Origin of the sequence: Neobacillus niacini, from assembly GCF_030817695.1 — a bacterium.
Lineage (GTDB): Bacteria > Bacillota > Bacilli > Bacillales > Cytobacillaceae > Neobacillus > Neobacillus niacini_F.
In genome coordinates this window covers 825,400-851,653 of the sequence record NZ_JAUSZQ010000002.1, presented here as the reverse complement: position 1 = coordinate 851,653, position 26,254 = coordinate 825,400, and the positions used below count along the sequence as shown (strand labels likewise).

General features: G+C 38.5%; 23 protein-coding genes. 2 read left to right on the top strand and 21 right to left on the bottom strand.

Going from position 1 to position 26,254, the window contains the following annotated elements:
- Window positions 1-67 precede the first annotated feature (67 nt).
- Genes QFZ28_RS04480 through QFZ28_RS04460 form a run of 5 tightly spaced genes read right to left on the bottom strand, consistent with a single transcriptional unit; the run spans window position 68 to window position 3,999 of the window.
- Window positions 68-427 (bottom strand): MaoC/PaaZ C-terminal domain-containing protein, encoded by a 360-nt coding sequence (locus tag QFZ28_RS04480; RefSeq protein ID WP_307193540.1) that lies wholly within the window; start codon window positions 425-427, stop codon window positions 68-70.
- Window positions 424-819 carry an FAS1-like dehydratase domain-containing protein gene (locus tag QFZ28_RS04475; protein WP_307193539.1) on the bottom strand — a complete coding sequence of 132 codons (396 nt, stop codon included), beginning with the start codon at window positions 817-819 and terminating at the stop codon, window positions 424-426. The genes QFZ28_RS04480 and QFZ28_RS04475 overlap by 4 nt, the downstream gene beginning before the upstream one ends.
- On the bottom strand, window positions 816-1,910 hold the full coding sequence (locus QFZ28_RS04470) for an acetyl-CoA C-acyltransferase (RefSeq protein WP_307196946.1): 1,095 nt from the start codon (window positions 1,908-1,910) through the stop codon (window positions 816-818). The genes QFZ28_RS04475 and QFZ28_RS04470 overlap by 4 nt, the downstream gene beginning before the upstream one ends.
- Window positions 1,906-3,372, bottom strand: coding sequence for an AMP-binding protein (locus tag QFZ28_RS04465; protein WP_307193538.1), 1,467 nt, complete (start codon window positions 3,370-3,372; stop codon window positions 1,906-1,908). The genes QFZ28_RS04470 and QFZ28_RS04465 overlap by 5 nt, the downstream gene beginning before the upstream one ends.
- A 48-nt stretch (window positions 3,373-3,420) precedes the next feature.
- The gene (locus QFZ28_RS04460; RefSeq protein ID WP_307193537.1) at window positions 3,421-3,999 is read right to left on the bottom strand and encodes a biotin transporter BioY; all 579 of its coding nucleotides are present in this window, start codon (window positions 3,997-3,999) and stop codon (window positions 3,421-3,423) included.
- Window positions 4,000-4,397: 398 nt separating this feature from the next.
- Here QFZ28_RS04460 and QFZ28_RS04455 point away from each other — a divergent pair, with 398 nt between their 5' ends.
- Window positions 4,398-5,243 carry a hypothetical protein gene (locus QFZ28_RS04455; RefSeq protein ID WP_307193536.1) on the top strand — a complete coding sequence of 282 codons (846 nt, stop codon included), beginning with the start codon at window positions 4,398-4,400 and terminating at the stop codon, window positions 5,241-5,243.
- Between the two features lie 378 nt (window positions 5,244-5,621).
- On the opposite strand, the gene QFZ28_RS04450 is transcribed toward QFZ28_RS04455, so the two are convergent.
- From QFZ28_RS04450 to QFZ28_RS04405, 10 genes are all read right to left on the bottom strand, one after another.
- Window positions 5,622-6,356, bottom strand: coding sequence for an SIS domain-containing protein (locus tag QFZ28_RS04450; RefSeq protein ID WP_307193535.1), 735 nt, complete (start codon window positions 6,354-6,356; stop codon window positions 5,622-5,624).
- A gap of 6 nt (window positions 6,357-6,362) precedes the next feature.
- Window positions 6,363-7,088, bottom strand: a complete 726-nt coding sequence (locus QFZ28_RS04445) for a KDGP aldolase (RefSeq protein WP_373428041.1) — start codon at window positions 7,086-7,088, stop codon at window positions 6,363-6,365.
- Window positions 7,060-7,797 (bottom strand): creatininase family protein, encoded by a 738-nt coding sequence (locus QFZ28_RS04440; RefSeq protein WP_307193533.1) that lies wholly within the window; start codon window positions 7,795-7,797, stop codon window positions 7,060-7,062. Before QFZ28_RS04440 ends, QFZ28_RS04445 begins: the two co-directional genes overlap by 29 nt.
- Before the next feature lie 12 nt (window positions 7,798-7,809).
- Entirely contained in the window at window positions 7,810-8,802 is a 993-nt protein-coding gene (locus QFZ28_RS04435; protein WP_307193532.1) for a phosphotriesterase family protein, read from the bottom strand.
- Between the two features lie 71 nt (window positions 8,803-8,873).
- Entirely contained in the window at window positions 8,874-10,169 is a 1,296-nt protein-coding gene (locus QFZ28_RS04430; protein ID WP_307193531.1) for a PTS ascorbate transporter subunit IIC, read from the bottom strand.
- A 25-nt stretch (window positions 10,170-10,194) separates the two neighbouring features.
- Entirely contained in the window at window positions 10,195-10,461 is a 267-nt protein-coding gene (locus QFZ28_RS04425) for a PTS sugar transporter subunit IIB (protein ID WP_307193530.1), read from the bottom strand.
- Between the two features lie 3 nt (window positions 10,462-10,464).
- Window positions 10,465-10,902: a PTS sugar transporter subunit IIA gene (locus QFZ28_RS04420; protein ID WP_307193529.1), complete on the bottom strand. Its 438-nt coding sequence runs from the start codon at window positions 10,900-10,902 to the stop codon at window positions 10,465-10,467.
- 40 nt (window positions 10,903-10,942) lie between these two features.
- Window positions 10,943-13,048 (bottom strand): BglG family transcription antiterminator, encoded by a 2,106-nt coding sequence (locus tag QFZ28_RS04415; protein WP_307193528.1) that lies wholly within the window; start codon window positions 13,046-13,048, stop codon window positions 10,943-10,945.
- A 735-nt stretch (window positions 13,049-13,783) separates the two neighbouring features.
- The gene (locus tag QFZ28_RS04410) at window positions 13,784-14,623 is read right to left on the bottom strand and encodes an aldo/keto reductase (protein ID WP_307193527.1); all 840 of its coding nucleotides are present in this window, start codon (window positions 14,621-14,623) and stop codon (window positions 13,784-13,786) included.
- Between the two features lie 39 nt (window positions 14,624-14,662).
- Window positions 14,663-15,514, bottom strand: a complete 852-nt coding sequence (locus QFZ28_RS04405; protein WP_307193526.1) for an NAD-dependent epimerase/dehydratase family protein — start codon at window positions 15,512-15,514, stop codon at window positions 14,663-14,665.
- Between the two features lie 161 nt (window positions 15,515-15,675).
- On the opposite strand from QFZ28_RS04405, the gene QFZ28_RS04400 reads away from it, so the two are divergent.
- A complete protein-coding gene (locus QFZ28_RS04400) occupies window positions 15,676-16,752 on the top strand; it encodes a Gfo/Idh/MocA family protein (RefSeq protein ID WP_307193525.1) in 1,077 nt (358 codons plus the stop codon).
- 818 nt (window positions 16,753-17,570) lie between these two features.
- On the opposite strand, the gene QFZ28_RS04395 is transcribed toward QFZ28_RS04400, so the two are convergent.
- The 6 genes from QFZ28_RS04395 to QFZ28_RS04370 all read right to left on the bottom strand — a co-directional run bounded on the left by QFZ28_RS04395 (window position 17,571) and on the right by QFZ28_RS04370 (window position 26,249).
- The gene (locus tag QFZ28_RS04395; protein ID WP_307193524.1) at window positions 17,571-18,002 is read right to left on the bottom strand and encodes a PTS sugar transporter subunit IIA; all 432 of its coding nucleotides are present in this window, start codon (window positions 18,000-18,002) and stop codon (window positions 17,571-17,573) included.
- A 96-nt stretch (window positions 18,003-18,098) separates the two neighbouring features.
- Window positions 18,099-18,383, bottom strand: coding sequence for a PTS sugar transporter subunit IIB (locus QFZ28_RS04390; RefSeq protein ID WP_307193523.1), 285 nt, complete (start codon window positions 18,381-18,383; stop codon window positions 18,099-18,101).
- A 4-nt stretch (window positions 18,384-18,387) separates the two neighbouring features.
- Entirely contained in the window at window positions 18,388-19,773 is a 1,386-nt protein-coding gene (locus tag QFZ28_RS04385) for a PTS ascorbate transporter subunit IIC (protein WP_307193522.1), read from the bottom strand.
- A 153-nt stretch (window positions 19,774-19,926) separates the two neighbouring features.
- Complete coding sequence (locus tag QFZ28_RS04380; protein WP_307193521.1) at window positions 19,927-21,963, bottom strand: BglG family transcription antiterminator; 2,037 nt, start codon at window positions 21,961-21,963, stop codon at window positions 19,927-19,929.
- 173 nt (window positions 21,964-22,136) lie between these two features.
- Window positions 22,137-23,210, bottom strand: a complete 1,074-nt coding sequence (locus QFZ28_RS04375; protein ID WP_307193520.1) for a LacI family DNA-binding transcriptional regulator — start codon at window positions 23,208-23,210, stop codon at window positions 22,137-22,139.
- Between the two features lie 567 nt (window positions 23,211-23,777).
- A complete protein-coding gene (locus tag QFZ28_RS04370) occupies window positions 23,778-26,249 on the bottom strand; it encodes an alpha-ketoacid dehydrogenase subunit alpha/beta (RefSeq protein ID WP_307193519.1) in 2,472 nt (823 codons plus the stop codon).
- Window positions 26,250-26,254 lie beyond the last annotated feature (5 nt).

Below are 26,254 nucleotides of genomic sequence, written 5' to 3'. Positions count from 1 at the left end.
TAGATTGGTCTCTATACTCGTATCTTACTGAGGGGTTCTATTTTTTTCAAACCTGAAATTTAAGGATCTACAGGAATGCTAAACTATATTTGTTCAAACACCCTTTTACGACTATCTTTTCCCCACATTTCACTTCTACTCTTAATTTATGCTCCACTTGTTTGAGAGTCAGAGTTACTCGGTCCCCCACATAAACAGGAGCGATAAAGGTAAATTCATAATGGCCCAACAACTCTTGAGGGGTGAGAACTTCATTTGAAAGCACACTCAACACTTTGGCCACTGTTAACATTCCATGCGCAATTTTATTAGTGAACCCTTGTTGTTTCGCTGCCTCTAAATCTAAATGAATTGGATTATGATCTCCTGAAACTAAAGCATATTGCTCAACGTCCTTTTCGGTAATTTGAAAGGTAATCGCATTCATGACAATCCGCCCACAATCAAATCAGACACTCCCTCAAAACAAAGCTTTCCATGCTTATTATATAAATATAAAGTTTGTTTAATAAAGGTAAGATTTTGACGTTGAAATGGATCTGTAACTTCAACTATCGCTCTATAAATCTCATCAATGTATATTCTTTGATGCTGGATACATTTCTGTTTTCGATGAATAATAGGTTGTTGAAGCTCCCATGGGAGGTCCAGCCATTTATAAGCCATCATTGGCATTGTTGGAGGAAGAGGAATCGTTTCGAAACCATATTCTTTTGCCCTCTCTAAACTCTTATAGATAGGATTTCGATCATCAATCAATTGAACAAATTGTTGCACATCTTCTTTATTAAAAGTAATACCCTGTTCCTTTGTTTTCATGTTACCACCTCGAATAAAACCGCTACTCCGATTCCTCCCCCACTTCCAATCGCGGCCAGTACATATTTAATACCCTTCCGTCTTTGTACTTCGTAGAAAAGCCTCGTGATCATTATACTTCCCGAAGCTCCATAAGGATGTCCTAGCGTTAAAGCTCCTCCGCAAACATTTAGCTTGTCATAAGGAATGGAAAGTTCTTTTGCACAAGCAACAATCTTTGAAGAAAAAGCCTCGTTTATTTCAATAAGATCAATATCTGTAATGGTTAAATGGTTTCTTTTTAATAAGTCTTGAATAGCTGGAATAGGAGCTGCTCCTGGATAGTTAGGATGTACACCTGTGACTTCACTATCCAAAAATCGTAAAATAGGCTGAAATTCATTGTTTAATGCCATGTTTTCTTCCATAACAAGCACAGCTGAAGCCCCGTCATGGATCCCACAACTGTTCGCTGCGGTAACCGTGCCGTTCTTTTTAAATATAGGCTTCGCCCTATTTAAAAGTACTTCCATTTTTCTTTTCCTAGAAAGTTCTTCATCTTGGTGGAAGTCCCCAATTTGAATGATCTCTTGATTAAAATATCCTTTATCGTAAGCTTTCCAGCTACGTTTATAACTTAATAGAGCATATTCATCCTGCATTTTCTTTGAAATGGTATATTTTTCAGCCACGTATTCTGCTGCAACGCCCATATCTGGGTCGCCGATTTTTTCAGGAGAAAATCTCGCTCTAGATGGCAACGGAGATGTACTCGAGCTTTCAACACCACCAGCAATGTAACAACGGCCAGCTCCACCTTGGACTAGGTAACATGCCATTCGAATTGCTTCTAACCCTGCACTACATTGTCGGTCAAGTGTAATTCCCGTTACAGAAAGGGGAAGTCCTGCTTCTAATGCAGCAACTCGAGCAACGTTTCCACCTGGTCCAACTATATTTCCTAAAATGATATCATCTATCTTTTCTGCCACTCCATTTGTTAAATGTTGAAGAAGAGGTGCAGCAAGCTCATGCGGCTGAATGTTTCGAAGGATTCCACCCTTTTTCCCAATTGGTGTTCGTTTCGCTTGGACAATTACCGCTCTTTTAATGATTGGTCACCTTGCTTTCCATTCGTTTTATTAGCTCAGCACGGGCTATCTTGCCACTCGTTGTATAGGGCATTTCAGATAGGAAAAACCACTTACGAGGAATTTTATAAGAAGATAAATGTGTCTTACAAAATCTTTTTAACTCTAATGGGTTACACTTTCCTTTTACTACCGCAGCCACAATCTGTCCCCAATACAAATCTGATAGGCCAATTACGGCAACTTCTTCGACATTTGGATGAAGGGAAATCACTTTTTCTATTTCTTCAGGAAAAATATTTATTCCTCCATATAAAATCATATTGTTTTCACGACCTACTATATATAAAAACCCATCTTCGTCTAAATAACCCATATCATGGACCGTTGCCCATCCCTCGTCATCTTGAAAAGAATAGATGGTCCTGCCATCCTGATCAAAGTACCCATCTATCACCAATTTGCTTCTTACATATATTTTTCCTGTCTCATTCGGCTTTGCTAATTCCTGATTGGGTTGCCGAATTTGTACCTCTACACCATAACAAGGCTTTCCGACAGTTGTAGCCTTCTGAATACCTTTTTTATCAGAAAGTACAGTAATAAAGCTTAATTCACTAGCACCATAAAACTCGTACATGGCCATATTAGGAAATATATTACGAATGTTCAATTTTGACTTTTCAGACCATTTTGCACCAGACGAAATAATTTTTATAGCCCTATCCATTTGGTTGCCTTCTTTCAGAAATGCTTCTAGCATTGTCGGAACTACATATATCGTTGTAATTCGAAAAGAATGTATCCATGCCAGTCCTTCGATGGGAGAGAATTTTTCTAAAAGAAAGACGGTTCCACCCAAATACAAAGTGCTAATGGCTCCATACAGAAAATGAGAATGAATTAAGGCACCACAAATTAGAACGTGATCAGATTCATCTAACCCGAAATCAAAACGATTGCAATCAAAGCTAGCTACCCATGAATCTTGGGAGCGAACAAATGCTTTTGGGTTTCCGGTCGTACCAGAAGTAAATCCAATGTAAAAAGGCAGATTTGCTTCCGCTTTCCTTAAAGTTGTTGAATCGAACTGAGGGATCTCCTGTAAAAGATCATCCAAAATCATTACATTAGGAATTCTTTTTTTGATTTGAGAGAAAATTTCTCTAGTTGTAACAATGATAGAGGGATTTGATAGTTGCACCTTTTTTTCCAACTCAGTTATGTTCCATTTCATATCATAGGGAACAGCAATCCAGCCTGCCTTGGAGGCACCAGCAAAGAGCTGTAGAAAAGGGATACCATTTGGCAAAAGGATTCCTATTGTTTTATTTTCTGAATGAAGAGAATGAAGCCAGTTCGCTGTTTGATTGATTAATTCATACCATTTTTGATAACTGATTTGTTGATGATTCGTACGGATTGCAATTTTGTTTGGGGATGATTTTGCGAAAGTCTTATATGATTCTGTAATGTTTCCCATGACTTACCTCCTCTATGAAAAAAAGACACACCATGGTGCCTCTTATGTTTATATATTTTTAGTTAAATGACTAGAATCACTAGTTGCTAATGAGCGTGAAAAAACTGGGTGTTTTCTTAGTTTGTAAACTAAAATAGAAGCTAGTATCGCTTTTAACACATCTCCTGGGATATAAACTAAACTTAGTTTTACAGCTTCTAAAACAGGAATTTCCATCATAAATGCTTGGACAGGAATTCCAATTAAGTAGATTAATAAAATTCCAACTGTCAGATTAATTAATAAAATATATTGTATTTTCAGAGCTTTTAATCGTGATATAAGGTACCCGATACAGAAGGCCGTAATAGGCCATGAAATTAAATAACCAGCACTCGGTCCGACAAATACACCTAGTCCACCTCGTCCTCCAGATAAAAGAGGCATTCCAGCAGCGACAATTAATAGAAAGACTGTTTGGCTCATCGCCCCTAATCTTGCTCCTAATACTCCTCCCGCAAGAATGACACCTAGAGTTTGTAATGTAATAGGAACTGGTGTAAAGGTTAGCATAATAGGCGGAACTAATCCTAATGCACCCATAACAGCAGCAAACACTGCTACAAAAGTAATTTCTTTAATTTTCATTTTAATATCTCCTAATAATAGAGTTGTAATATTTACAATTATCATAATAAATGAATTACATTATTTAAGTCAACCAACTTTTAAATATAGTTAACATTTAAGTCTTATCATGAATAAGCACAAAAAATTAACTTACCCTAACTCCATATGGAATTAGGGCTTTAGTAAATTTTTGACCATTCAAACATTAGAAACTCCTTTTTATTATTTTAAGATAACTAGAAACAAAATAAAAAACCCTTTTAACCCCCCCATGCATTTCATTAGAAGAAACCTGTCGAAGAATGTGTTCTTTATTTGGACAAAAATAGCCGATCAATAAAAAAAAATTTACTTTTGACCCTGTCCTTTTGCCCTCTAGATTTATATATAAAGGGTAGAAAGGCTGGTGCATTTTTGTGAATTTGAAATCAGGCAGAATTGAAGGGTTTGAAGGGTATTCTCAGTTTGAAAGTGTGAAGGAGTTCAATACGCATGTCGAGATGTGGCTGGCGGTAAAGAAGCAGGACTTCTCAAAGGGGGAGCTTGTCGGATTGAAGAGGCTGGTTCGTTTTTCTGTGAAAGTACCTGGGGTTTGTAATGCAAAGATTGGGACGTTGCTAAAAGCAATAAATGAAGAGTATCAAGGCAACGGAATCTCTCGTTCTACATTTAAGCGGATGACGATCAAAGCCAAAGAATTAGGAATCCTCACCATCCATGAAACTGAACGAAATAATGGCTCCCAGACGAGTAACTTATATTGTTTTAATCGGTTCCCACAAAGTGAACCACCCAAAGCCGAAAAATTGAACCACCCTAAAGAAACTAATAATCTTTTAAAAACTAATCATCAAAAGAATTCTAAACGTAACGAATCGCCGATTGAACTCGATCACACGTTTGTTAGTGATAAAGTTCCACAAACATTTGTCCAGCTCGTAAAATACTTCTTCACTGATGCGAAGACGATTGAAGAATACTGGCATATGGTCCAAATCGCTGCGTTTCGATTTGAATGCCACCAACACACAGAGGACGTTCTCGCTATTGCTATTACGTCTTTCAAACAGCTGGTCCGTAAGCTTAAATCTACTAAAACAGTAGCAAAACCGGTGGCATTCTTTTATGGCATTCTAACAAACAAATTAAAACAACTGTATCTAGATCAATTGCCTGAACATAGAAATGAGAGTCAGCCGTTACGCTATGTGCTCGCAACAGGCGAAGTCATGTATTATGATTGGCTGCACACCGAGTCGTAAATTTGAGAGCCATCCTACAAACCTTCGACAAGGTCCGTCAACCTTATTTCCAATTAATCGTTTGATTAAAACAGCCTTTAACCCTTTAATTAAACAAAATTTTGGTTGTTTTTAAGAAATTTTTTTTGTCGAGGATTAGGAAATTTTCTAAAGTCTAGGTTCCATATCTTTTACCAAAGTTGAAGTTGAATACTTGTTCAATTTCAAAAAATGTGGAGTAAATGTAAAGGAAAGAGGCCAAGAAAAACTAGAAATTCCCTGGATGGTTCCTGGCACTCGAAATGCCATCGGAATCGTCCCCAATGTGCGCCAATGTGCGTTTATCTGAGTGGGGGACTGACCCCCCCAACTCACTTTTTCTCACTATTTGATTATTAATTATGAAAGTAATGGAATTCTTCCTCTATATTTCTCTACTAAACTATTATTATGGTCATCTGCGCCATCGATGTTTCCACTTAGGAAAATGGGCGGTTCCAATCCTTTATCTGCCATGATTTTAATGGCTTCGGCAAAGATAGCATTTAATATGACGGCTCCCACTACGGTCGAAGTCGGGGCAAACGGTACTGCCACTTTTTCGTAAGATAACGCCGCGTCGCCCTTAGTAGAGTGGTTGTCAATCACTAAGTCAACGGAGTTATATAAGTGTTTGCCGCTTTTATGTCTTGACGGCTGGCTTTGAGAATATTCCAATGATGTAATTCCAATGACATACGTATCCTTTCCTTGTGCAGCCTGGGCAACATCGACTGGCACCGGATTACGGCCTGATGTTGATAACACGAATACTACATCTTCCGGACGAAAGTCCTGTTCTTTCAGAAACTCCTCTGCAAGATCGTTTTGACGTTCGAGTTGAGAAGATCTCAGCGCACCCTCGTGAAGCATTAACGGTTCAACAAGAATTGGCTTAATCGGCACAAGCCCTCCTGCACGGTAGAAAACCTCTTCCGTTAAAATATGCGAGTGACCACAGCCAAACAATTGAATGATTCCGCCATTTTGAATGGCCTCGGCGACTTTTTCTGCGGCTAATCGTAAATATTTCTTTTGTGTTTGTTCAACTAAATCCAATTTTTCTTTTGCTTTATCAAAATATTGAGATAGCACTATTGATCAACCCCTTACTGCTGCAAGTATTTTTGCAACTTCTTCTGGAATGGTTTGGCCTGTTTCCTTATCAATTGTGGAGCCAAAGATATGCGGCATAAAGACCGGAATACCTGTGCCCCGCACAGCGTCAACAATCACAGCAATATTGTCTGCGGAGATTCCGCCTGCAGGTTCAATCGCTGTAATCCCCTTTTCAGCCGCAATTTCACACAAGTAAACGAGTTCTTCTAGGTGAGTCGTTCCTTTTAAAGGCATGAATTTGATAGAATTGATTCCCATCGATAATGCCAGGTCAACCAAGTTTTCGACCTTGATTTCCATTCCTGCCACCTTCACATATCCTACTTTTCCGGCAGGAGCAACAAGCCCGTTAACAATCTGGTCGAGACCTTTCGCTTGTAAATAGCCGCACGAATAGCTTGATTTTTCAAACGGCTGGTTGATATGACCTGGACTCGAGCCTTCAGCAATTTCAAGTACCTTGTCCCAGTTTGCCGGATTCCCATTATCCCCTAAGCCAATGCTGACAATCGGTGAAACCTCTTTCAATTCCTCAACTTTCCTAATACCTTCCTCGATTTTTTCAAAATCAGAAGAAACAATTCCAGGGACAATATAACCTTCTCCAGCCTCGATGATTTCCTTCACATTTTCTTGATCCTTTGCCAAAAAGTTAAACAGCAAAAAGTCATCGATTTTCCTAAGATCCTTTAAGTTCATTTTTTGCACCTTCTATTAATGTAATCATGTTCGAAATGGCCACTTCGATTATTTTTTCACCTTTTTCCTTTGTGGCCAGTGTCGCATCGCCAAGTACCGCAGAGCTGGTGAACTCTTCCCACGGGGTCGGTGTAACATCGGCACTCATTGGAATGTTTGGAATGTCCGATATGGCCTTTGACATATCCACATATTCTTCAGCAAGGTAAAGCATGTAGGAGGTTTCGATTTCACAAGCATGGAAATAGCTGGCATGAGAGGACTTTGTCTTGCGAACCTCATCTGTCACCTGTTTCACACCTGGGTAAAATAAGTATAGGATTTTAAAATCCGGATATTGGCTGTATAGCTTACGTGCCGCTTCTTTCATCGCAGCCGCATTGCCAAGATGCCCATTGATCATCGCAAAGATACGGAAGCCCTGTTCATAAAGGCTTATCCCGATATCCACGATAAAATTGATTAATGAATCATTGCTGATCGTGATACTTCCGGGAAAGTTCTTTAAACTCCAAACCTGGCCATAAGGCAAGGTTGGCAGCACAAAGGCACCTGTCCTTTCAGCAACACGCTCGGAAAGACGTTCCGCCAAATAGTTATCCGTGCCAAGCGGCAAATGCGGGCCATGTGCCTCCACTGCCCCGATTGGCAGAATGGCAACACGGCTTTTATCAATTTTTTCCTTGACCTCGAAGGAATTTTCATTTTGAAAAATCATCCTCATTCCTCCCTACTTTTTGAACGTAAAGCATCTGGCAGGATTTTCAACAAAGATTTTATGAATCAATTTTTCTCCGTCAAAGCCTTGGCGGTTTGCATCGTCAATAAAGCGTGGAACCCATTTGGCGATGATATATTCAAGCCCTAAACCGTAATCATAATGCTTATAGTAGGTTTTTCTTGCCGTATCGCCGCTGACAAGGATTTGATTTTCATACCCTTTTCTGACCAGCTCTAAAATGCAGTGAATCCGAGTGCTTTCGGGAGCATATTTAATCTTGGCAATCCCGTCAAAACAAAGGTAGGCACCAGTCTTAGCGATTTGCTCGTGATAATATGGATCGGGGTTGCGGTCCATATGGCCAAAGCTCATATAAGAAAGGTCGACACCTTCACTTACTAACAGTTCAATTTGTTCCAGCCCCATTGTTCCTGCTTCTGTATGGGAATGCAGCGGAGCTTTTGTTTCGTGATGTGCACGTGCCACTGCTCGTAACGTTTTTTCTTCCAGCGGTGTGATGCGATTGTACCCTGTTCCAAACTTTACCTGACCCGCCTTAAACGGAGTGCCTTCAAGTCCTTCCTCCACTTCCCTGATGACGAAATCGGTTAATTCATTGATGCGTGCTGCATCAATCCACTCTGCATAGGTTTGATAATTGCCGATGATCGGTTTTAACTCTTCCTTCACTTTTGCGTCCCAAAGAAAGCTTTTATTAAACCCTGCTGTCCCGACAATATGGATATCCAATTCTTCGGAGATTTCTTTAACCGCTTGAACATCACGGCCATAATCTATGGCTGTCGCATCGACAATCGATTTACCGCCGTGCTTTTTGAAATCCTCAACATCGAGCTTCGATTTTTCCTTATCATCCAATAGTAGATCGTCCGCGTTCCGTTCTGCCCAGAATGCCGGACGACATACAATATGCTCATGTGAATACGTGAAACCTAATTCTTCCGGTGTGATATCTCCTCTTAATGTTCGAATGAAACTCATGGTTGTTCCTCCTTCAATGGCAAATGACTAAAGGGCAATGTTTAGTTGCCCTTTACTCAAAAAGATTTAGTTTAAAAGAATAGTTGAGCAAGGAATTTAACGATTGGTCCTAAAATGAACATATCACTGTCAGCAGCCCACATCGCTGTATCTGGAATCGTTTTAGAAATGAGCATTTTAACCATGATATATTGCCCCCAGGCAACAACGGTTGATGTGATGAAGCCGCCAAGCAACGCTCCTCTTACACCACCAGTGGCATTTCCAAAGACACCGGCTGTTGCACCATGGAAAAATAATACGATCATCGTTGGTACGAATACATAGCTGACCGTGTTTCCTAGAACAACCAACCAAATTAGGGCACCTGCAAATGCTCCAAGGAAACCGAGGATAACCGCATTTGGTGCATATGGGAATACAATCGGGCAGTCTAAGGCTGGCTTGGCACCAGGCACTAATTTCGTCGCAATACCGTTGAAGGCAGGAACGATTTCACCAATGAACATTCTTACCCCTAGTAGAACGATGGCAATACCACCCGCAAAGGTAAACGATTGGACAATAGAATAGATGATGAAGTTCTGTTCGCCTGCTTTTGCCATTAATTCTTCAGCACCAGGGGTTCCTTTTATAGAAAGGATGATCGATCCAACCAAGAATAGAATCCCCATCGTTAACGCAGTGATGACGTTTGAATCTCTTAAGAATTCAAGACCCTTAGGCAATTTGATTTTTTCTGAATCATTTTCTTTATTGCCAAGAACTTTACCTGCTAGCGCTGCTAGTAGGGCAACCGATGCAGATGTATGACCAAGGGCAATGTTATCGTTCCCAGTAATCTTACGCATGAACGGTTGAACAACGGCTGGTTGGAATGTCCAATATAATCCCATAAAGATAGCTAAGAAAATCACTAACTTTCCGAAAGAAACATCACCGACAGCTTGAATGATCACTCCTGCGAAGATAGTTGTCGTCCAGAACATCATGTGACCAGTCAGATAGATATATTTAAATTTTGTAAATCTCGCAAGTAATACGTTTATTAAGAAACCTAGTGTCATTGCAAGCGTCACGGCGCTTCCGTATTTGGCATTAAAACCTTCTTGCCCCATAAATTTCCCTAAAGACTCTCCCTTAAGGTTAAATACCTCTTTCCACATTGGCTCGAATACCAATAAGGCGTTCACAATAACGCCGGCACCGGCACCGATAATCAAGAAACCAATAATCGCCTTAAACGTTCCACTGACTAGCTGACTTGTATTTTTCTTTTGCAGCAATAATCCTATGAATACAATAAATCCTAGTAAAATCGCCGGTGTACCGAAGACGTTGGTGGCAAACCATTTAATCGCTTCCATCCCAGTTCCCCCTCTAAATTCTTCTCTAGTTTAGTTGGCCTTGTAGAGCAGTTTTAATCTCATTTAAATCAAAATAATTATTTACGATAATAACTTTTGCCGAGGTGCCGGCAAGTGTTTCTGCCAATTCATTACTTGTAATAATGCAATCTGGAGACATACTTGAAGCAGTGGATACATCTGTATTTTCCACATCTGCCGATACACCTAAATCTCTTAATACTGTCTCAACATTCATTCGTAAAATTAAGCTGGTTCCTTGACCTAATCCACATACGCATAAAATTTTCATAATTCAATTCCTCCCAATGATTTCATTGATTTCTAGATAGCTTGTGAGTGTTGTTAATTTTTCAATATTTTCCTGATTATTTAATAAAACTATTAACCTTTGTAAAATCTGTACATGTTCATCACTTGATGAAGCACCTAAGGCAAAAACAAATTGAACAGGATCATTTGCTTGATTGCCAAAGACCACAGCCTTTTTCAACCTTACAAACGATACAGACGCTTCATTCACACCATCCTCCGGCCTTCCATGCGGGAGGGCAATCTTGGGAGCCAGTACAAAATAAGGGCCATTTTTTTGATAAGATGCCACCATGGCATCCACATAACGCTCCTCTACTGCTCCACCCTCTACTAGCAATTTGCCTGCCGCACGAATCGCCTCTTCAGGGGAAGAAACCTCGACATCCAATGCCACTAGATTCTCTTCTAAAAACTTCATGTTAAAAACCCTCTCTGTTACTTTTTACTTTTGTTTCTATTTAATTCGAATATGCTTCGATTAACTCGAAAATCCGGTTTGTACGTTTGGCTTTGAGAATTTCTTTCATATTCGTCTCATTAGAGAGCATAGTCGTCAGCTGTGATAATGCCTTTAAATGGGTTTCCCCATCAATGGCAGCCAAGACGATTACCACTTGGACATTATGTTTTTCATCATCAGAAAAGGGAACACTGTTTTCGAGTTTCAATAAACTCATTCCTAGTTTGTTGACTCCATCCTCCGGTCTGGCATGAGGAATCGCTACTTTAGGCGCAATGACAATATAAGGACCCATTTTCATAATGGTTTGAATCATGGCTTCAATGTAATTATCTGTCACCGAGCCATTTTGTTTAAGAGGCTCCGCAGCCATGCGGATCGCTTCCTGCCAATTCTTTACCTCATTTATGATTTGGATATTGTCGGTTTTTAAAATTTCCTTCAGCGATGGTTTTCTTGTTTCTTTTATAACAGCCGCAGGTTTAGCCAAATATTGCTTTAGATCCTTCTGAAGTCCTTCCTCATTATGGATATCTGCATATTTTTGGATGATGTTCATTAAGGCTTCCATAGATGTTGCTGGTTTTGAAGTAGTATCTAATTCGGCGTTTACCTTTTTTAATAGACTCTCCTTTTCGGCCTCCGTTAGAATCGGGCTCACCACAAATACCGGTTTATCCTTTTCCTCAAGCGGGATGGTCGAGATGATAAAATCAGGGTCATACTGATGATTCTTATACTCTCGTAATGATACACATCCACTGATATCAATGGTTGAAAAGAGGCCTTCCAACTGATTTTGCAGTAATCTTGATGTCCCAACCCCGTTCGTGCAAACAATCAGCGCTTTCTTACGAATGGCCGGTTTCGCGCCGGCTTTCCTCATCCACCCACCGAAATGCATGGCTATAAAGGCAATTTCATGATCGTTGATCTCTTTTTTTACCAGCATCTCAAGGTGACTGATGACCTTTTTGGTAAGGAGAAAGATATCATGATAGTTTTCCATAATGGTTTCTGTCAACACGTTCTCTAATTCAAGTCCGTATTTGATCCGATAGTAAGCAGGTTTGATATGCATAAGCAGGTTCTTCTCAATTTCTTTGCGGTCTTTGAAAAATACACAGGCATACTTTTGAAAATCACTTACCATATCGGCAACGACTTCATTCAGCGCCTTACTACCTTCGCATTCATGCTGTAAATCCTCTTCGGACTGTACGCGAGACCCTAGCAGGTGTTTTGTAATATAAAAAATTTCATCTTCTGGAAAGTCTAAATTAAAAAAACTCGAAAGCTTCTGGGCTATATTTTTTGCAGCCTGATACTGTTTTGTCTCTGTCAGGACTTCCCTTTCAATAGGGTCAATCGAAACATTTTTCCCCTTTGAAAGTCTTTTGGCAAACATCAACAGTCGAAAAGCAAAACCATCAAGAAATTCATCCGTAAATTTAATATTCAGTTCTTCTTCACTTTCGGCCACGATGTCGTGAACCGCTTTCAAATTTTCAAAATCAAAAAGGTCAAAATGGCCGGTTTTACTAAGGATTATGGGAATCTTAGTCAAGATTGTCTGCCAGCTTTGATCAGGAAGTACCTGCTGAAGATAATAGATTATCGCTTTTCGTTTATCATCCTCATTGCCATGGATGACATATCCCAACTTACGTTCAAACTCCAACTTTAATCGAAAACGTACCAGATCATCCTTTAACCTTTTCATATCCTCAATCGTCGTGTTGCGGCTGACCCGGATTTTTCCCATCAAATCCTCGAGGAACAACGGTTTATCACGTAATGAAATATGAATTGCCAGGAGTGCCTTCCGCTCTTTTGCGGAGTATTCATAATGCCAGGTTTTAATCATTCCGAGTTTTTCCGGAACTTGAGCAGCAGCCTCCTCTTCAAGATAGAAGCCCGCCGACCTTACATGCTTCACAGCCGGAAGATGGTTTTCCTCTAACCAGCCATTTATTTTTTCAATATCGTAATAAATCGTTCTTCTTGAAATATGAAACTTCTCTGTCAGCTCTTTAACAGGTACATATGCTTGTGCCTGAACGAGATGGGACAAAATGGCAGTACTGCGTTGGTCAAGTGACATCTTAGAACCTCCTTTGCACATATAGTTTGTGCAAAAGTGTACTTTATTTGTACTTAGCAATTGCTTGATTAAAATATACTCCACTAAGTGTGCAATGTGGAGACCAAATACCACGCAATCCATTTGTGCAAAGTTGCACTCTTATTTTTTTATGGTGCAAATTTAGGGACGCAGCATGTATAACACGTAAATGCAATTCTAATCAAACGATTAGTTAACTCTAATTCTAAAAATTAATAAAAAACGAAAATAATATACTTTATTAAGAACGAATAGTATAATATGTGTTTTTTATAAAAAATTTATAAAAAAGGAGAAAGGGAATTTACGAAAAAAGGGAGATGGATAGTTGGAATTGGAGCTGCAGTAATGAGTATGGGGATCTTGGGATCATCTGCACTAGCTAGTAATGGTCAGTCAGAACTGCACAGATAAGAAAGGCTATCGTGAAATATCACAATGTTGAAGCAGCATTAGTTGATGACCATTAAAAATATTGGCTTCTTCATACGTGTGAGAATCTACAATAAACACATATACAACAGTCTACGACAATATAACCGGTTAATAAACGATTAGTTAAATGTAATAGGAATCCTTTCTAGATAAGGATTCCCACAAAAAAATAACAAAAAATGTAAAGTATTAGCGAAAAATCAGGCAAAGCTTACGATTTGCTGCGAAGTATAAAGCGATAGTGAAAGCCGTAGGAACCGTCCCTTCGGCCGCCATCTCTTATACTCGATTAAAATCATCAGGATCAGCAAACATACGTTGGTCCTGGTTAAGCGCATTGATTTTATCCATATCCTCTTGTGTAAGTTCAAAATCAAAGACATCAGCATTTTCAGCAATACGGTGAGGCTTTACTGACTTTGGAATCGTCACTACTCCGGTTTGTATATCCCAGCGGATGATGATTTGAGCTGTTGATTTATTATATTTTTTTGCAATTTCCACTAAGGCTGGTTCATCAAGCAGACCTCCTTGCATTAACGGAGACCATGCTTCAAGCTGGATGCCGTGCCGTTTACAAAAATCGTGTAATTCTCGTTGATTGAATCTTGGGTGATATTCTACCTGATTGACCATCGGTATAATTTCACAGTTTGCGATAATCTCTTCAAGGTGATGAACGTTAAAGTTACTTACACCAATGGCACGTACACGTCCATCCTTATAAAGCTTCTCAAGCGCTTTCCATGTTTCTACAAATTTTCCTTGAGAAGGAAGTGGCCAGTGAATTAAATAAAGGTCTAAATAGTTTAATCCTAGTTTTTCCATACTCAAATCAAAAGCCGCAAGCGTAGCTTCATAGCCATGATTGGAGTTCCAAACTTTTGTGGTGATAAATAGTTCTTCTCTAGGTACAGTTGATTCAGCAATCGCCTTGCCGACTCCTTCTTCATTTCCATAAATAGCGGCAGTATCAATGCTTCTGTAGCCAACTTCAAGAGCGGTTTTTACTGAATTCACCACTTCCGCTCCGTCCTCGACCTTAAAGACACCTAAGCCCAGCCAAGGCATTTTTACACCGTTATGTAAGGTGGTTGTACTTTGTAAACTATTCAACATATCTTGTCACTCCTTATATAAAATATTTAATAGCTAGAATTATAGGTTTACATAATTTCGCCACTTATGAATAGGCTTCCAATTTAGAAGTTTCTTAGCCTTTTCATTGTTTAACAGTGGTGCAAAGCCTGATAGGTCTTTTCTAAAATCTTTTACGTCCGGGTAGCAAATTTCCATTAGCTGTTTGCTCTCCATATCCATACTTGTTTCATCTGCGCCAATATTAAGGGCAACAGATCCTAGCCCGTCTGTCTCAATGGCCAATCGATAAGCAGTCGCCGCATCCCGTGTATCAATATAACTCCACAAAATCGTCTTCCGCTGCTCAGGATTATGGATGAAACCAGGGAAGTTTTGATACATCTCGGGAGAAATGACATTTCCCAATCGGAAGGATACGACCTGCATTCCCGTTCTACGGTGGATCATATCAGCTGTTTTCTCATTGACAATCTTGGATAAACCATAGCTTTCCTCCGGTAATTGCGGGTGGTCCTCATCAATTGGTACATAGTGTGGTTTTAAATTTTGCTTTGAAAAACAAATACCATATGACGACTCGCTTGAAGAGATGACAGCCTTTTTAATCCCTAAATTCCCTGCTGCTTCTAAAATGTTATAAGTGGATATAACATTATTTTCAAAGGTCACTTCGTTTGGATGGGAGTACGCAACCGGTATAGCTGCTAGATGAACAACGGCATCTGCACCTGCTAATACCCCATATACCTCACCAAGATTCGTTAAGTCTGTGATGACCGTTCTGCAAAGCGCTTCTTTCGGGTGCTTCACATCCGCATTTACGACATCATAGCCATGTTCCAAAAACTCTTTGATGACCTCTCGACCAAGCAGGCCACTTCCACCTGTTACAACGACCTTCTTCTTCATTTACAATCCTCCATCTATTCATGCTAGAACAATACATTCCTGCAAAGAGAACTTTGCATTGAACTTTGTTTGTTCATTATATAAACTAAGTATAGGTAAAACGTTTTCAATTTTCAAGTAATACCTGTTGGCTGACAAGAAAAGTTTGGAGGAAATTTACGATGATTTCATTCAGTATTATTGGCGGCGCCAGTTTTCGAGCGCAATATTATATAAGAATAGCCCAGGCTCTTCCCGAACAATTCCGTGTATGTGGAATGGTGGTCAGGGATGAAGACAAGGGGAACCTTTTAGAAAAAAAGTGGAATGTCTCTACATACCGGAATATGGCTCAACTCTTGGAAAATGAAAACCCTGACTTTATCGTCGTATCCGTTAGCGGATCAGCAGTCCCAGATTATTTGCTTCAATTGGGCGAACTTGGTATACCCGTACTAGCAGAAACTCCTCCCGCTCAATCAATAGCAGACTTGGTAACCCTTCATGAAAAACTCACTTGTAGAGGAGCTAAAGTACAAGTCGCCGAACAATATCATCTACATCCCATCCAGCAAGCAAGACTATCCTTTATTGATTCCGGAAGATTAGGAAATGTCACACAAGCCACTGTTTCTATTTCCCATTTTTATCATGGTTTAAGCTTAATGAGGAAAATGCTCGGGATTGGTTTCGAGAATGCTAGCATTAGAGGAATGAGATTTGAAGCGCCGATAGTGGCTGGACTAGATCGCAGCGGCCCTCCAAAGGAAGAAAAAATGATTTTGGCTGAACGGGACTTGGTTTGGCTTGAATTTGACGGTAAGTTAGGAATCTATGATTTCACAAAAGACCAGCATCGTTCGTGGATTCGTTCAAATCATTTGTCCGTTCGTGGTGACAGGGGAGAAATATTCGATAACCGATTGACCGTATTGGGGGATTATTCAACACCTGTTTATTTAGATTTAAAGAGAATTAACAAAGGAGAAGAGGAAAACCAAGAAGGGCACTACCTAGAAGGAATCATGGCAGGAGAGCACTGGGTTTATCGGAATCCTTTTATTCCTGGAAGACTTTATGATGATGAAATAGCCATCGCTTCATGCTTACAGAAAATGAAAGCCTATATAGCGGGTGGCCCGAGTTTTTATAGCCTTGCTGAGGCCTCTCAGGATCAGTATCTATCTTTAATGATGGAAAAGGCCATCTGTACTGGGGAAGTTGTAAAGACTGTTCGGCAACCATGGGCTGAGGGTTAATCGAACCAGTGGGGACGGTTCTTGCGGCTTTTTGACTTTGGCGGTAAAAATTGCGCCTTACAAATACGTTTAGGTCTAAATACAAATTAACTACTCCTGATGTGTAAATAAGATATACATAAGCGCATCAAATAGCTAACTTTATGTCCGCCTATCGCAGTTTGCTAGACAGGAAAATTGGGGGACTTTCTACAGTATTTCCATAGATTGATGATCTAACAAAGTTTAAGAAAAGAGCCTTTTCAGCTAACTAAAAGAATGCTAGTTTAAAAAACCGTCACTTCTATTTAAATAGAAGTCATATCTTTAATTAAGTAACCAGCGAAAGTAAATTAAGCGGAGATTTTCCGGTTAACTTCTAATGGCGAGCTCGTTTCGGGGTATATAAGCGGAGGTTTTCCGCTTATGCAAAATAAAATCCCCCATTTCCACGATTTTCGAGTCAATAGGCGGAATCTCTCCGTCTATTTGAGCCATTTTTTATTTTATTTACTATTTAAGCGGAATTTTTCCGGCTATTTATCTGATCCTGATCCGGTGGGTGCTTAACCTGATCCCCAAGAATTAGGAATCATCACCGTCCATGAAACAGAACGGAAAAATTGCCCCCAGTCGAGAACCTTTATTGTTTCAACCGTTTTCCTAAAAGTGAACCACCCTAAAGAAACTAACTGTTTTCTAATAAAATTCTGGTCGAGAAGAAAGCTTTGTCCTCGCAGTCAATCTACAGTACCCATTAAGAAAGAAAAGGAGTATGAAATCACAAGAGATCTCATACTCCTTTATGCCTTTACATTTAAATCCATTGCTTTATTTCTCTACTGTACACTAACAAACTCTTCATATAACTTTTCAGCATCATTTATTCCAATTAATGATTTGATTCTGTCCTCACTGGAAATAATTTCTGCAATTTTTTGTAGCGCACCTAAATGGCTCTGTGAATCTTCAGCAGCTATGGTAATAATAAGTCGGACTGTATCACTTTTCCCCTTGAAAGTTACAGGTTCCTTTACTAGCGTTACGGATAACTGCCTGCGAATGACACCATCCTCCGGGCGTGCATGCAGAAGTGCTACATCAGGACACAGAACATAGTAGGCACCATGTTTTTCCGTCAGCTCAATGATTTTCTTAGGGTAACTTCCTGTAATGTACCCTTGATCTATTAAGTTTTTTGTAGATATATAGACAACCTCTTGCCAGTCAGTAACACAATCTAGAATTTGAACGTTTTCTTTTTGTAACATATCTGAAATCATCACATAATACCTTCCCTTACATAATATGTTTACCGCATTAAAAGGTGGATAGGCTCAGTTAAACGCTTTCAAAAAATTCCACTTTTATTTACGATTTACCAAATAAGCAGATAACTTCGTTTCAAGTTCATGGATATCTGTCAATCTATCTAGCGGAATCGTATCCCCTGCTTTCAAACATTCTTCATATACATCAGAAGAACAGATATATAAGTCTGCGGCTCCAGGAAAAGCATCATAAATACCAGCATGATTTACTTCTACATCACTCATGTTTAACTTATCCAATACCTTCTTTAAATTCATTTCAACAATAAAGGATGAACCCATACCTGAAATACAGCAACACAAGATTTTACGAATTTTCATATAATTACTTCCCTTCAGATATATTTTTCTCAGTAATACCAGGTCTGCCAGAGGTCATTAGTGACCAAACAATTGGAGCCAAGGAAAGGAGAATAATAACAATGAATAGTCCAAAACTAGAAATGAATCCACCTATTTGTGTATTAAAAATACCTATAACAGCTGAATCCCCTCCGCCAAATGTGGTTCCTTCAACAAACACTTTACCAAATTTAATCAACAATGCCGGGAATAGGGCGATGATAAATCCGGTAAACGCTGAACCAATTACTACACCTCTTAAACCGCCTTCCTTATTACATAGACACCCTGCCGTTGCACCATAGAAGAAAGCCGTAAACAACGTAGGAAGAATCAAAGGAAGTTCAAAAATAGTTCCAATTAATAGAATCTGAACAAAAAATGCTGCCAGACCGCCTACCGTTGCACTTATGAAGCCAATTAAAACTGAATTTGGCTGATAAGGAAATAAGATAGGAATATCTATCGCTGGTATGGCATCCGGTATAAACTTTTCAGCAACACCTTTGAATGCCGGAACAAGTTCTCCCACCACCATCCTAACCCCTGCTTGAATTAAGTAAATAGCTACGGCAAACTGTGCACCATACGTAATCGAGAAAATGAAAAAGTTTGTACCAGCAAAAGTCTCTTTTGCTAAATCTGGAGCTAGAATCATAGATAATATTGACACTACGATGTAAACAATAACCATTGCCAAAGTCAAGGAAACTGTTAAGTCACGTAAGACATTCCATGTTTTTGAAATTTTCATATCTTCTGCAGATTTTTCTTTATTTCCTGTTAGACGACCGACAATCACAGCGAGCCAGTAAAAGACAGTTCCACTATGTCCAATTGCTAAATCCTTAGTACCTGTTACTTTACACACTGATTTGTAAATTAACGCAGGGAAAACCGCCATATAGGTACCTGTTATTAAACCGCCGCTAATGATGATCTGCCACAATGGCATGTTTATTGCATTTAAAGAAATCGCACAGACAGTTGAGATCCACATGATCTCATGTCCTGTTAGGTAGATAAATTTAAATTTAGAAAATCGAGCTTGAATGACGTTAACAACTAAGGCGATTGCCATTATTCCTGATAATGCTGCACCAAACTGGGCGGAAGCAACAGCAAAAGCAGATTCATTTACTGGAAGAGTACCAGATAAATCAAAGGTACCTGCCATCAGCTTATCCAAAGGTGTAAGTGACCCAATAACAACGCCAGCCCCTGCGCTAATGATACTAAAACCAACTATGGTCTTAATGGTTCCTTTCATAGTATCAGCTGCTGGTTTTCTCTGAATAATCAGACCGACCATTACAATTAAAGCAATGAGAATAGTTGGGTTGGATAAGAATTGTACGATAAAATTCAATATAGCATTTAACATAATCGAACCATCATCCTCCACTAATTTACTATAAATATGCATATTTATTAATTACAGTATCGCAAGAATAAAGTAGAACGAATAGTCCAATCTATTTCATTATTATTTGTGCAAATATTTTGAGTATTTAGATCAATTTTATTCCGCATCCATAAATGCTTTATTTAGTATCCATAAAATTTCTTTTTCATCCTTTGCATCAACCAAAAGGTCTAATACATCTGGTTTCTCAGCAATAAATGCAATATTCTGCAAGATATGCAAGTGGTCACTTTGATTTGGTGATGCAAGTACAAAAAGAAATTTTATATCCTTTTTCCCCATAATATTTAATCCGTTCTTATAGATACTTAATGCCACACCTAATTTAGAAACTCCATCTTTTGGCTGGGCATGAGCAATGGCAATCTGCGGACTAATGACAAAATAGGGGCCATACTGATGGGCCAAAGAAATAACTGCTTCTATATAATTTTTACTTATACTATTGGTCGCAAACAATACTTCTGCTGTTTTTCGAATCGCATTTTCCCAGTTTTCTCCAACCTCTTGATGTACTTGCACACCATAAAGTTCAATCATATTGATTAGTGTTGCTTGAGGAGTAATTGGGGTATTTAGTAGGGAACCCCCTGAATTTAAATATTGATTTAACTCTTTTCTTATTTTTATATAAACATCCTCATCTACGTTCCGTTTAACAATATCAAGGAGTATTTTTAATTGTCTGCTATCCGTGTTAAATTCAATGTTCAATAGCGTCATTATAGAAGCAATATTAGCCTTATCCTCAGCAGCTAAAATAGGGTTTACTAGAATAATTGGATACTTACAGTCAAAGTTTACGGTTGAAATTACAAAATCGATTTGTAACTCTCCAGCATACGAATTCACTTCAGTAGGTTTTATCGTATCAATTACCACAATATTTTCGAATTGGTTCTCAACTTCTGTTTTTAGCAATCTGGAGCCTGTTATTCCATTTAGACAGGAAAGCAGGACATTCGCATATGTTTTATTCTTTTTCACCTTTTGCATCGACGCACCAAAATGCATCGTTAAATAGGTGATTTCACTTTCAAATAAAGGATAGGGAAATTTATCCTTTAACTTCATGCAGCAAACGTGGGTCATTTTAAATAAATCAGCATAATTTTCTTTTATTTCATTCTGCAATGGATTGATAGTAGGCAGGGATAGAAGGTAATTATAGTAAGAAAGTTTCAAATGTGCATAGATGGAATTTACTAATTCCTCATGTTGTTCAAATTTCAAACAGGAAACCAACTCAAATGTCCCAATGATTTCCGCTGCAAGTGCTAGCAGGTAAAATTCCTTGTCTTCATTTTTTATCAAAAAATCCCTGTTATTTGTATAGTTTAAGAGATAAATCATTAAATAAATGCGCTCGTGCGTGTAAAGTTCTGTAAAATATTGATCGATAATCTTTAATTCTTTCGAACCCATAATAAAATTTTGGTTAACCACATTAAACTGATACGTATCAGGTAACTCGCGGATTAATAATAATAGGTAGGAAAGTGCTACCAGATCATTTTCATGAACTAGTAAATTCAGTTCCATTGATACCTTTTTTAAATTGCTGATGTACAGATCAATGGTTTCACGATTAAAAATATCTAAACTAGCATAGTTATTATTCTTTAAAAGCTGTGTAAGGTAATGCAAAAAAACCGACCTTTTTCGAAAGGTATCTCCGTCCACATAGTAGCCTTTCTTTTTAGAATTCCTTAATTTCAGCTGATAGTCTTCCAGTATTTTTTTTGTCTCTGCTAAATCATAAAGTGTTGCATTTTTAGAGATTTCAAATTTTTGTGCTAATGATTCTAAGCGTATGATGTTGTGAGAACTGATTGTACTGCATATAATATAACCGATGCGGTCGTCCTTATTGAGAATTGTATTTTTTTCAGTTAAATAGTTTTTGACTACTTCAATTTGCTCAGGCTGAAGGAAATAGGCTCCCCCATTGCTCTCCAATTCACCCACGCCCAGAGTTTTTAGCAAATATCTAACATTCTCCAAATCATAGTAGACCATCCTTCTTGATGCTTTTGTAAACTTAGCGATTCGATCAACAGACATCGGCATTTCTTCGTTAATCAACACCTGCAGAATATTCCTTGTACCTTTTGATGGTATGTAAACCGACATAATACCTTACTCCTTACCTTCCAAATCGGAAGAAATTATGCTATCAAAATGAGTTCATTCTTCTAACAATTAGCCTAGGAAAAACTACTTCCATACCACACTTGATTAATATCTGGAATATAACTTTTTAATATCGATACTCCCATATCTCCCCCCTTTCAGTGAGTGCTGTTTCAAATCCACTCTACTTTTCTATCAGCACATGATTCTCTAATAATTAAATGTGCATTAAATACAATTCTTCTTTCCCCAAGAGCATTAGATTCAACATCTTTTGAATGAATTATTTCTATTAGTTTTTCAGTAGCAACCGTGCCAATTTTTTCTGTATCTTGTGTAACCATTGTCAAAGGCGGATTGACTATCTGAGCGAGTTCAAAATCATCCCACCCTACTACTGATAGATCGGTTGGAATACTTAACTTCATATCATTGATGGCTTTCAGCATCCCTGTCACTAGCTGATTATTTAGTGCAAACATTGCTGTCATATCTTGATTATTTATTAATAAATCACTAGTAAATTGTCTGCCCTCTTCTACTGTTGCTTTTTCTCCAAACCGAATAAATTTTTCCTGAGGCTCAATGTTATTGTCCATCAGAGCCCTCTTATATCCCTCTATCCTTCGGTGCATGGTACTCGTATTTGTACCCGCAATGATTCCAATATTTCTGTGTCCCTTTTCTATTAAATATTCAGTAGCTTTATAGGCACCAAAATAATTATCGGTCAGGACACATAGCTCTTGTAAGAATGGGAGTTCCCTGTCAATATATACGGTAGGAATACTTCCTGAATAAAACTTTTTAGAAGCAGCATCCAGCACGGTATCAGGACTTAGTGTGGTCGCGATGATAATCCCATCGATTTGTTTGCTGTATAATGTTTTCAAACATTCTAATTCTTTTTTCGGATCCTCATCTGTATTAGAAATGATAACGTTATATCCTAATTTGGCTCCCGCTACTTCAATGGCATTGACGATTTCACTGAAAAAGGGATTACCAAATCTTCCAACCACAACTCCAATGGTTTTGGTCCGCTTATTTTTCATACTTTGTGCGATCGAATTCGGTACATAATTTAATTCCTTTACTACTTTTAAGACTTTTTCTTTCGCTTTTGAAGAAACGCTCCCATACCCCCCTATCACTCTTCCAACAGTCGCTTGTGAAACGCCTGCTTTTTTAGCGATATCCTTTATGGTCACTTGCTTATTTAATTCTGTATTTCTCGTATCACCCATTTGGAACACCTTTCTTAAACATAGAATTGGTAACGCTTTCTCTACTGATTGTAATAGTTTTTCTATGCAAGAACGCATTAATTAACAAATTACTCAACAATTTTAACTTGAGTCATGCATTTTGATAACGTTATCTTTTTAAAAAACAACGATTATCGATTCACTTTTAAGTAAGTACTGTAACTTAAGATGTACTAGGCTCTTAATTTTAGGTAATACTTACCATAAAACTAAATGAATTATCTGTTCTGAAATGAAAAAAAGAGAGATTGACGATTACTTGTGTGGATGGTTCTGGATGATTGTGAATGTTTTTTGATAACGTTATCATTTAAAGTAAAAAATATAAAATGTTATTCTCATTTTTCGTCTAAAGATGACTGGTGGATTATGTATAAAGTGGTTTTTTTCTGTAAATTTATAATTTACTATAAATTATTAATATATTCTAATATTATTCCTAAGTCAATATATAACGTTATCAAATTTTCATTCTAAGAAATCGAGCAGCTAGGATAACCTTGTCATCTTAGCTGCTCTCACTATTAAACTTCATTAATGCTTCTATTAAACTCCAAATTTACTTCTGCGAATTTGTTCATTTTTAGTGAAGTTATTGACGGGTACATAATCTTTTAACGGCATGATTTTTTCATGAATGGCATCAATAATCCAATCTGCCTGCGGGAAGAAATGATTCTCATATTCATAAGCAGGAGTAATCCAGTTTCTCGCACCGATGACTACAGGGGGTGCATCTAAATCATCGAAAGCCATATCCGTAATATTGCGGGCAAAATCATTTATAATCGATCCCCGTTCTACTGCATCACTGACAATAACGATTTTCCCTGTTTTCTTAACAGATTCAAGAACTTTTTCATAATCAAAAGGAACTACAGACCTGGCATCAATGATTTCAGCTGACAACCCAAACTTTTCTTCTAAAATTTCAGCAGCGTCCACTGCTTTGTATAAAGAAGCACCTACTGTTAGGATGGTGATGTCCTTTCCTTCTCTCTTTACATCTGGTACACCAATCGGTATTTCATAATACTCCTCAGGAACTCCTTCAAGATGGAACATCTCGCCAATATCATAAAGGCTTTGACTTTCGAAGAAAATGACTGGATCCGTTCCGTTTAAGGCAGCATTTAACAAACCTTTTGCATCATACGGTGTAGCAGGATACACTACCTTTAATCCAGGAATGTGTGCCACCAATGATGTCCACTCCTGAGAATGCTGAGCTCCATATTTAGAACCAACAGAGGTGCGGAGCACAACAGGCATTTTCAGCGTTCCAGCGCTCATTGCCTGCCACTTAGCCAACTGGTTGAAAATTTCATCCCCTGCACAACCGATAAAATCAGCATACATGAGCTCAACCACTACCCGTCCGCCAGAAAGAGCATAACCTACTGCTGATCCAACTATGGCTGCTTCAGAAATCGGAGAATTGAATAATCGGTGATATGGAAGAGATTCGGTTAATCCGTTATAGACAGCGTATGCACCGCCCCAATCACGATTTTCTTCTCCATATGCGATTAAAGTCGGATCTGTATAAAATTTATCAATTAGAGACTCGAATAGAGCATCTCTAAGCTGGAGTGTTTTCAGTTTTGATACCGGTTTACCATCCTGGATACCTACCCTTATTTTCTTTTTAATCTGTTTTACTCTTGGGTTTTCTTCCTTAGGAATCAGTACCTCACATTCCCGTTCCTCCATTTTTTCAATGCTTTGATTTGAAAACATAAGGCTTGAAATATCATCTGGATATTGGATTAAATCCATTTTTGGTGAAATCTCTTCATCAATCGCTAATTTGTATAATTTTAACATAATATCTTTGATATTTAGCTCAATGCCCAAAAGGTTGTTTTCATTTTCCACCTGCTCAAGCACAAGCTGCTGCTTAAAATGAACAATTGGATCCACTTCCGCCCATCTTTGGAACTCTTCTTTACTGCGATATCCTTGCGGATCAGAAGGCGAATGTCCAGTCAAACGGTAAGTCAATGTGTCTAATAGTACAGGACCATTCCCCTGCGCAAGAATCTCTTTTTTGCGCTTGATGGCATCAATAACAGCAAGCGGGTTATATCCATCTACTCTCTCTGCATGCATTTGCTCAGGATTGACGGCCGCACCTACCCGAGCTAAAAACTGATAACCTGCTGTTTCTCCAACAGGCTGGCCGCCCATTGCGTAAAAATTATTGAAGAAGTTGAAGATAATTGGAAGACCGCCGCGATACTCCTCATCCCAAAGTAACTTAAACTGGTCCATAGCCGCCATGTTCATAGATTCCCAGACTGGCCCTCTTGCCATAGAACCATCGCCGATATTAGCAATGACAATCCCCTTTTTCTTATTTACCTTTTTATAGAGCGCAGAGCCCATCGCAATGGGTGCAGAACCGCCAACAATTGCATTGTTAGGATAAATGCCAAATGGTGAAAAAAAGGCATGCATGGAATTACCCAATCCTTTTGTCAATCCTGTTTCCTTTCCAAACAATTCCGCTATCGTACCATAAATAAGAAAATGTATAGCCAATTCTTTTGTGTCCTTGACATCTTTACAATGCTTTTGAACGATTCTTAGTATTTTGCCATCAAAAAAGTCCTCCATGATGTTCATTAATTGCGTATCAGACAATTTTTCAATCGCGGATAAGCCTTTTGCAATAATTTCACCGTGACTGCGATGGGATCCAAAAATAAAATCGTTCTCATCTAACAAATACGACTGGCCTACTGTAGCCGCTTCCTGACCGATTGATAAATGAGCGGGACCGCTGTATTTATAAGAAACTTCCTGATAAGAGTTGGTTGTTCTTAAAGAGAGAAGCATCGACTCGAATTCACGAATCATAAACATATCACGGTAAATTCTCACAAGGTCCTCTTTTGAATACGCAGATTTTTCTTCTGCGAAACTCTTATTATATTGATTTATCGGAATCGGATTAAATTTAATTTCAAGATTACTCCTCTGCTCCACTGGATCAAGCAATAAATTTTTTGGCATATCTA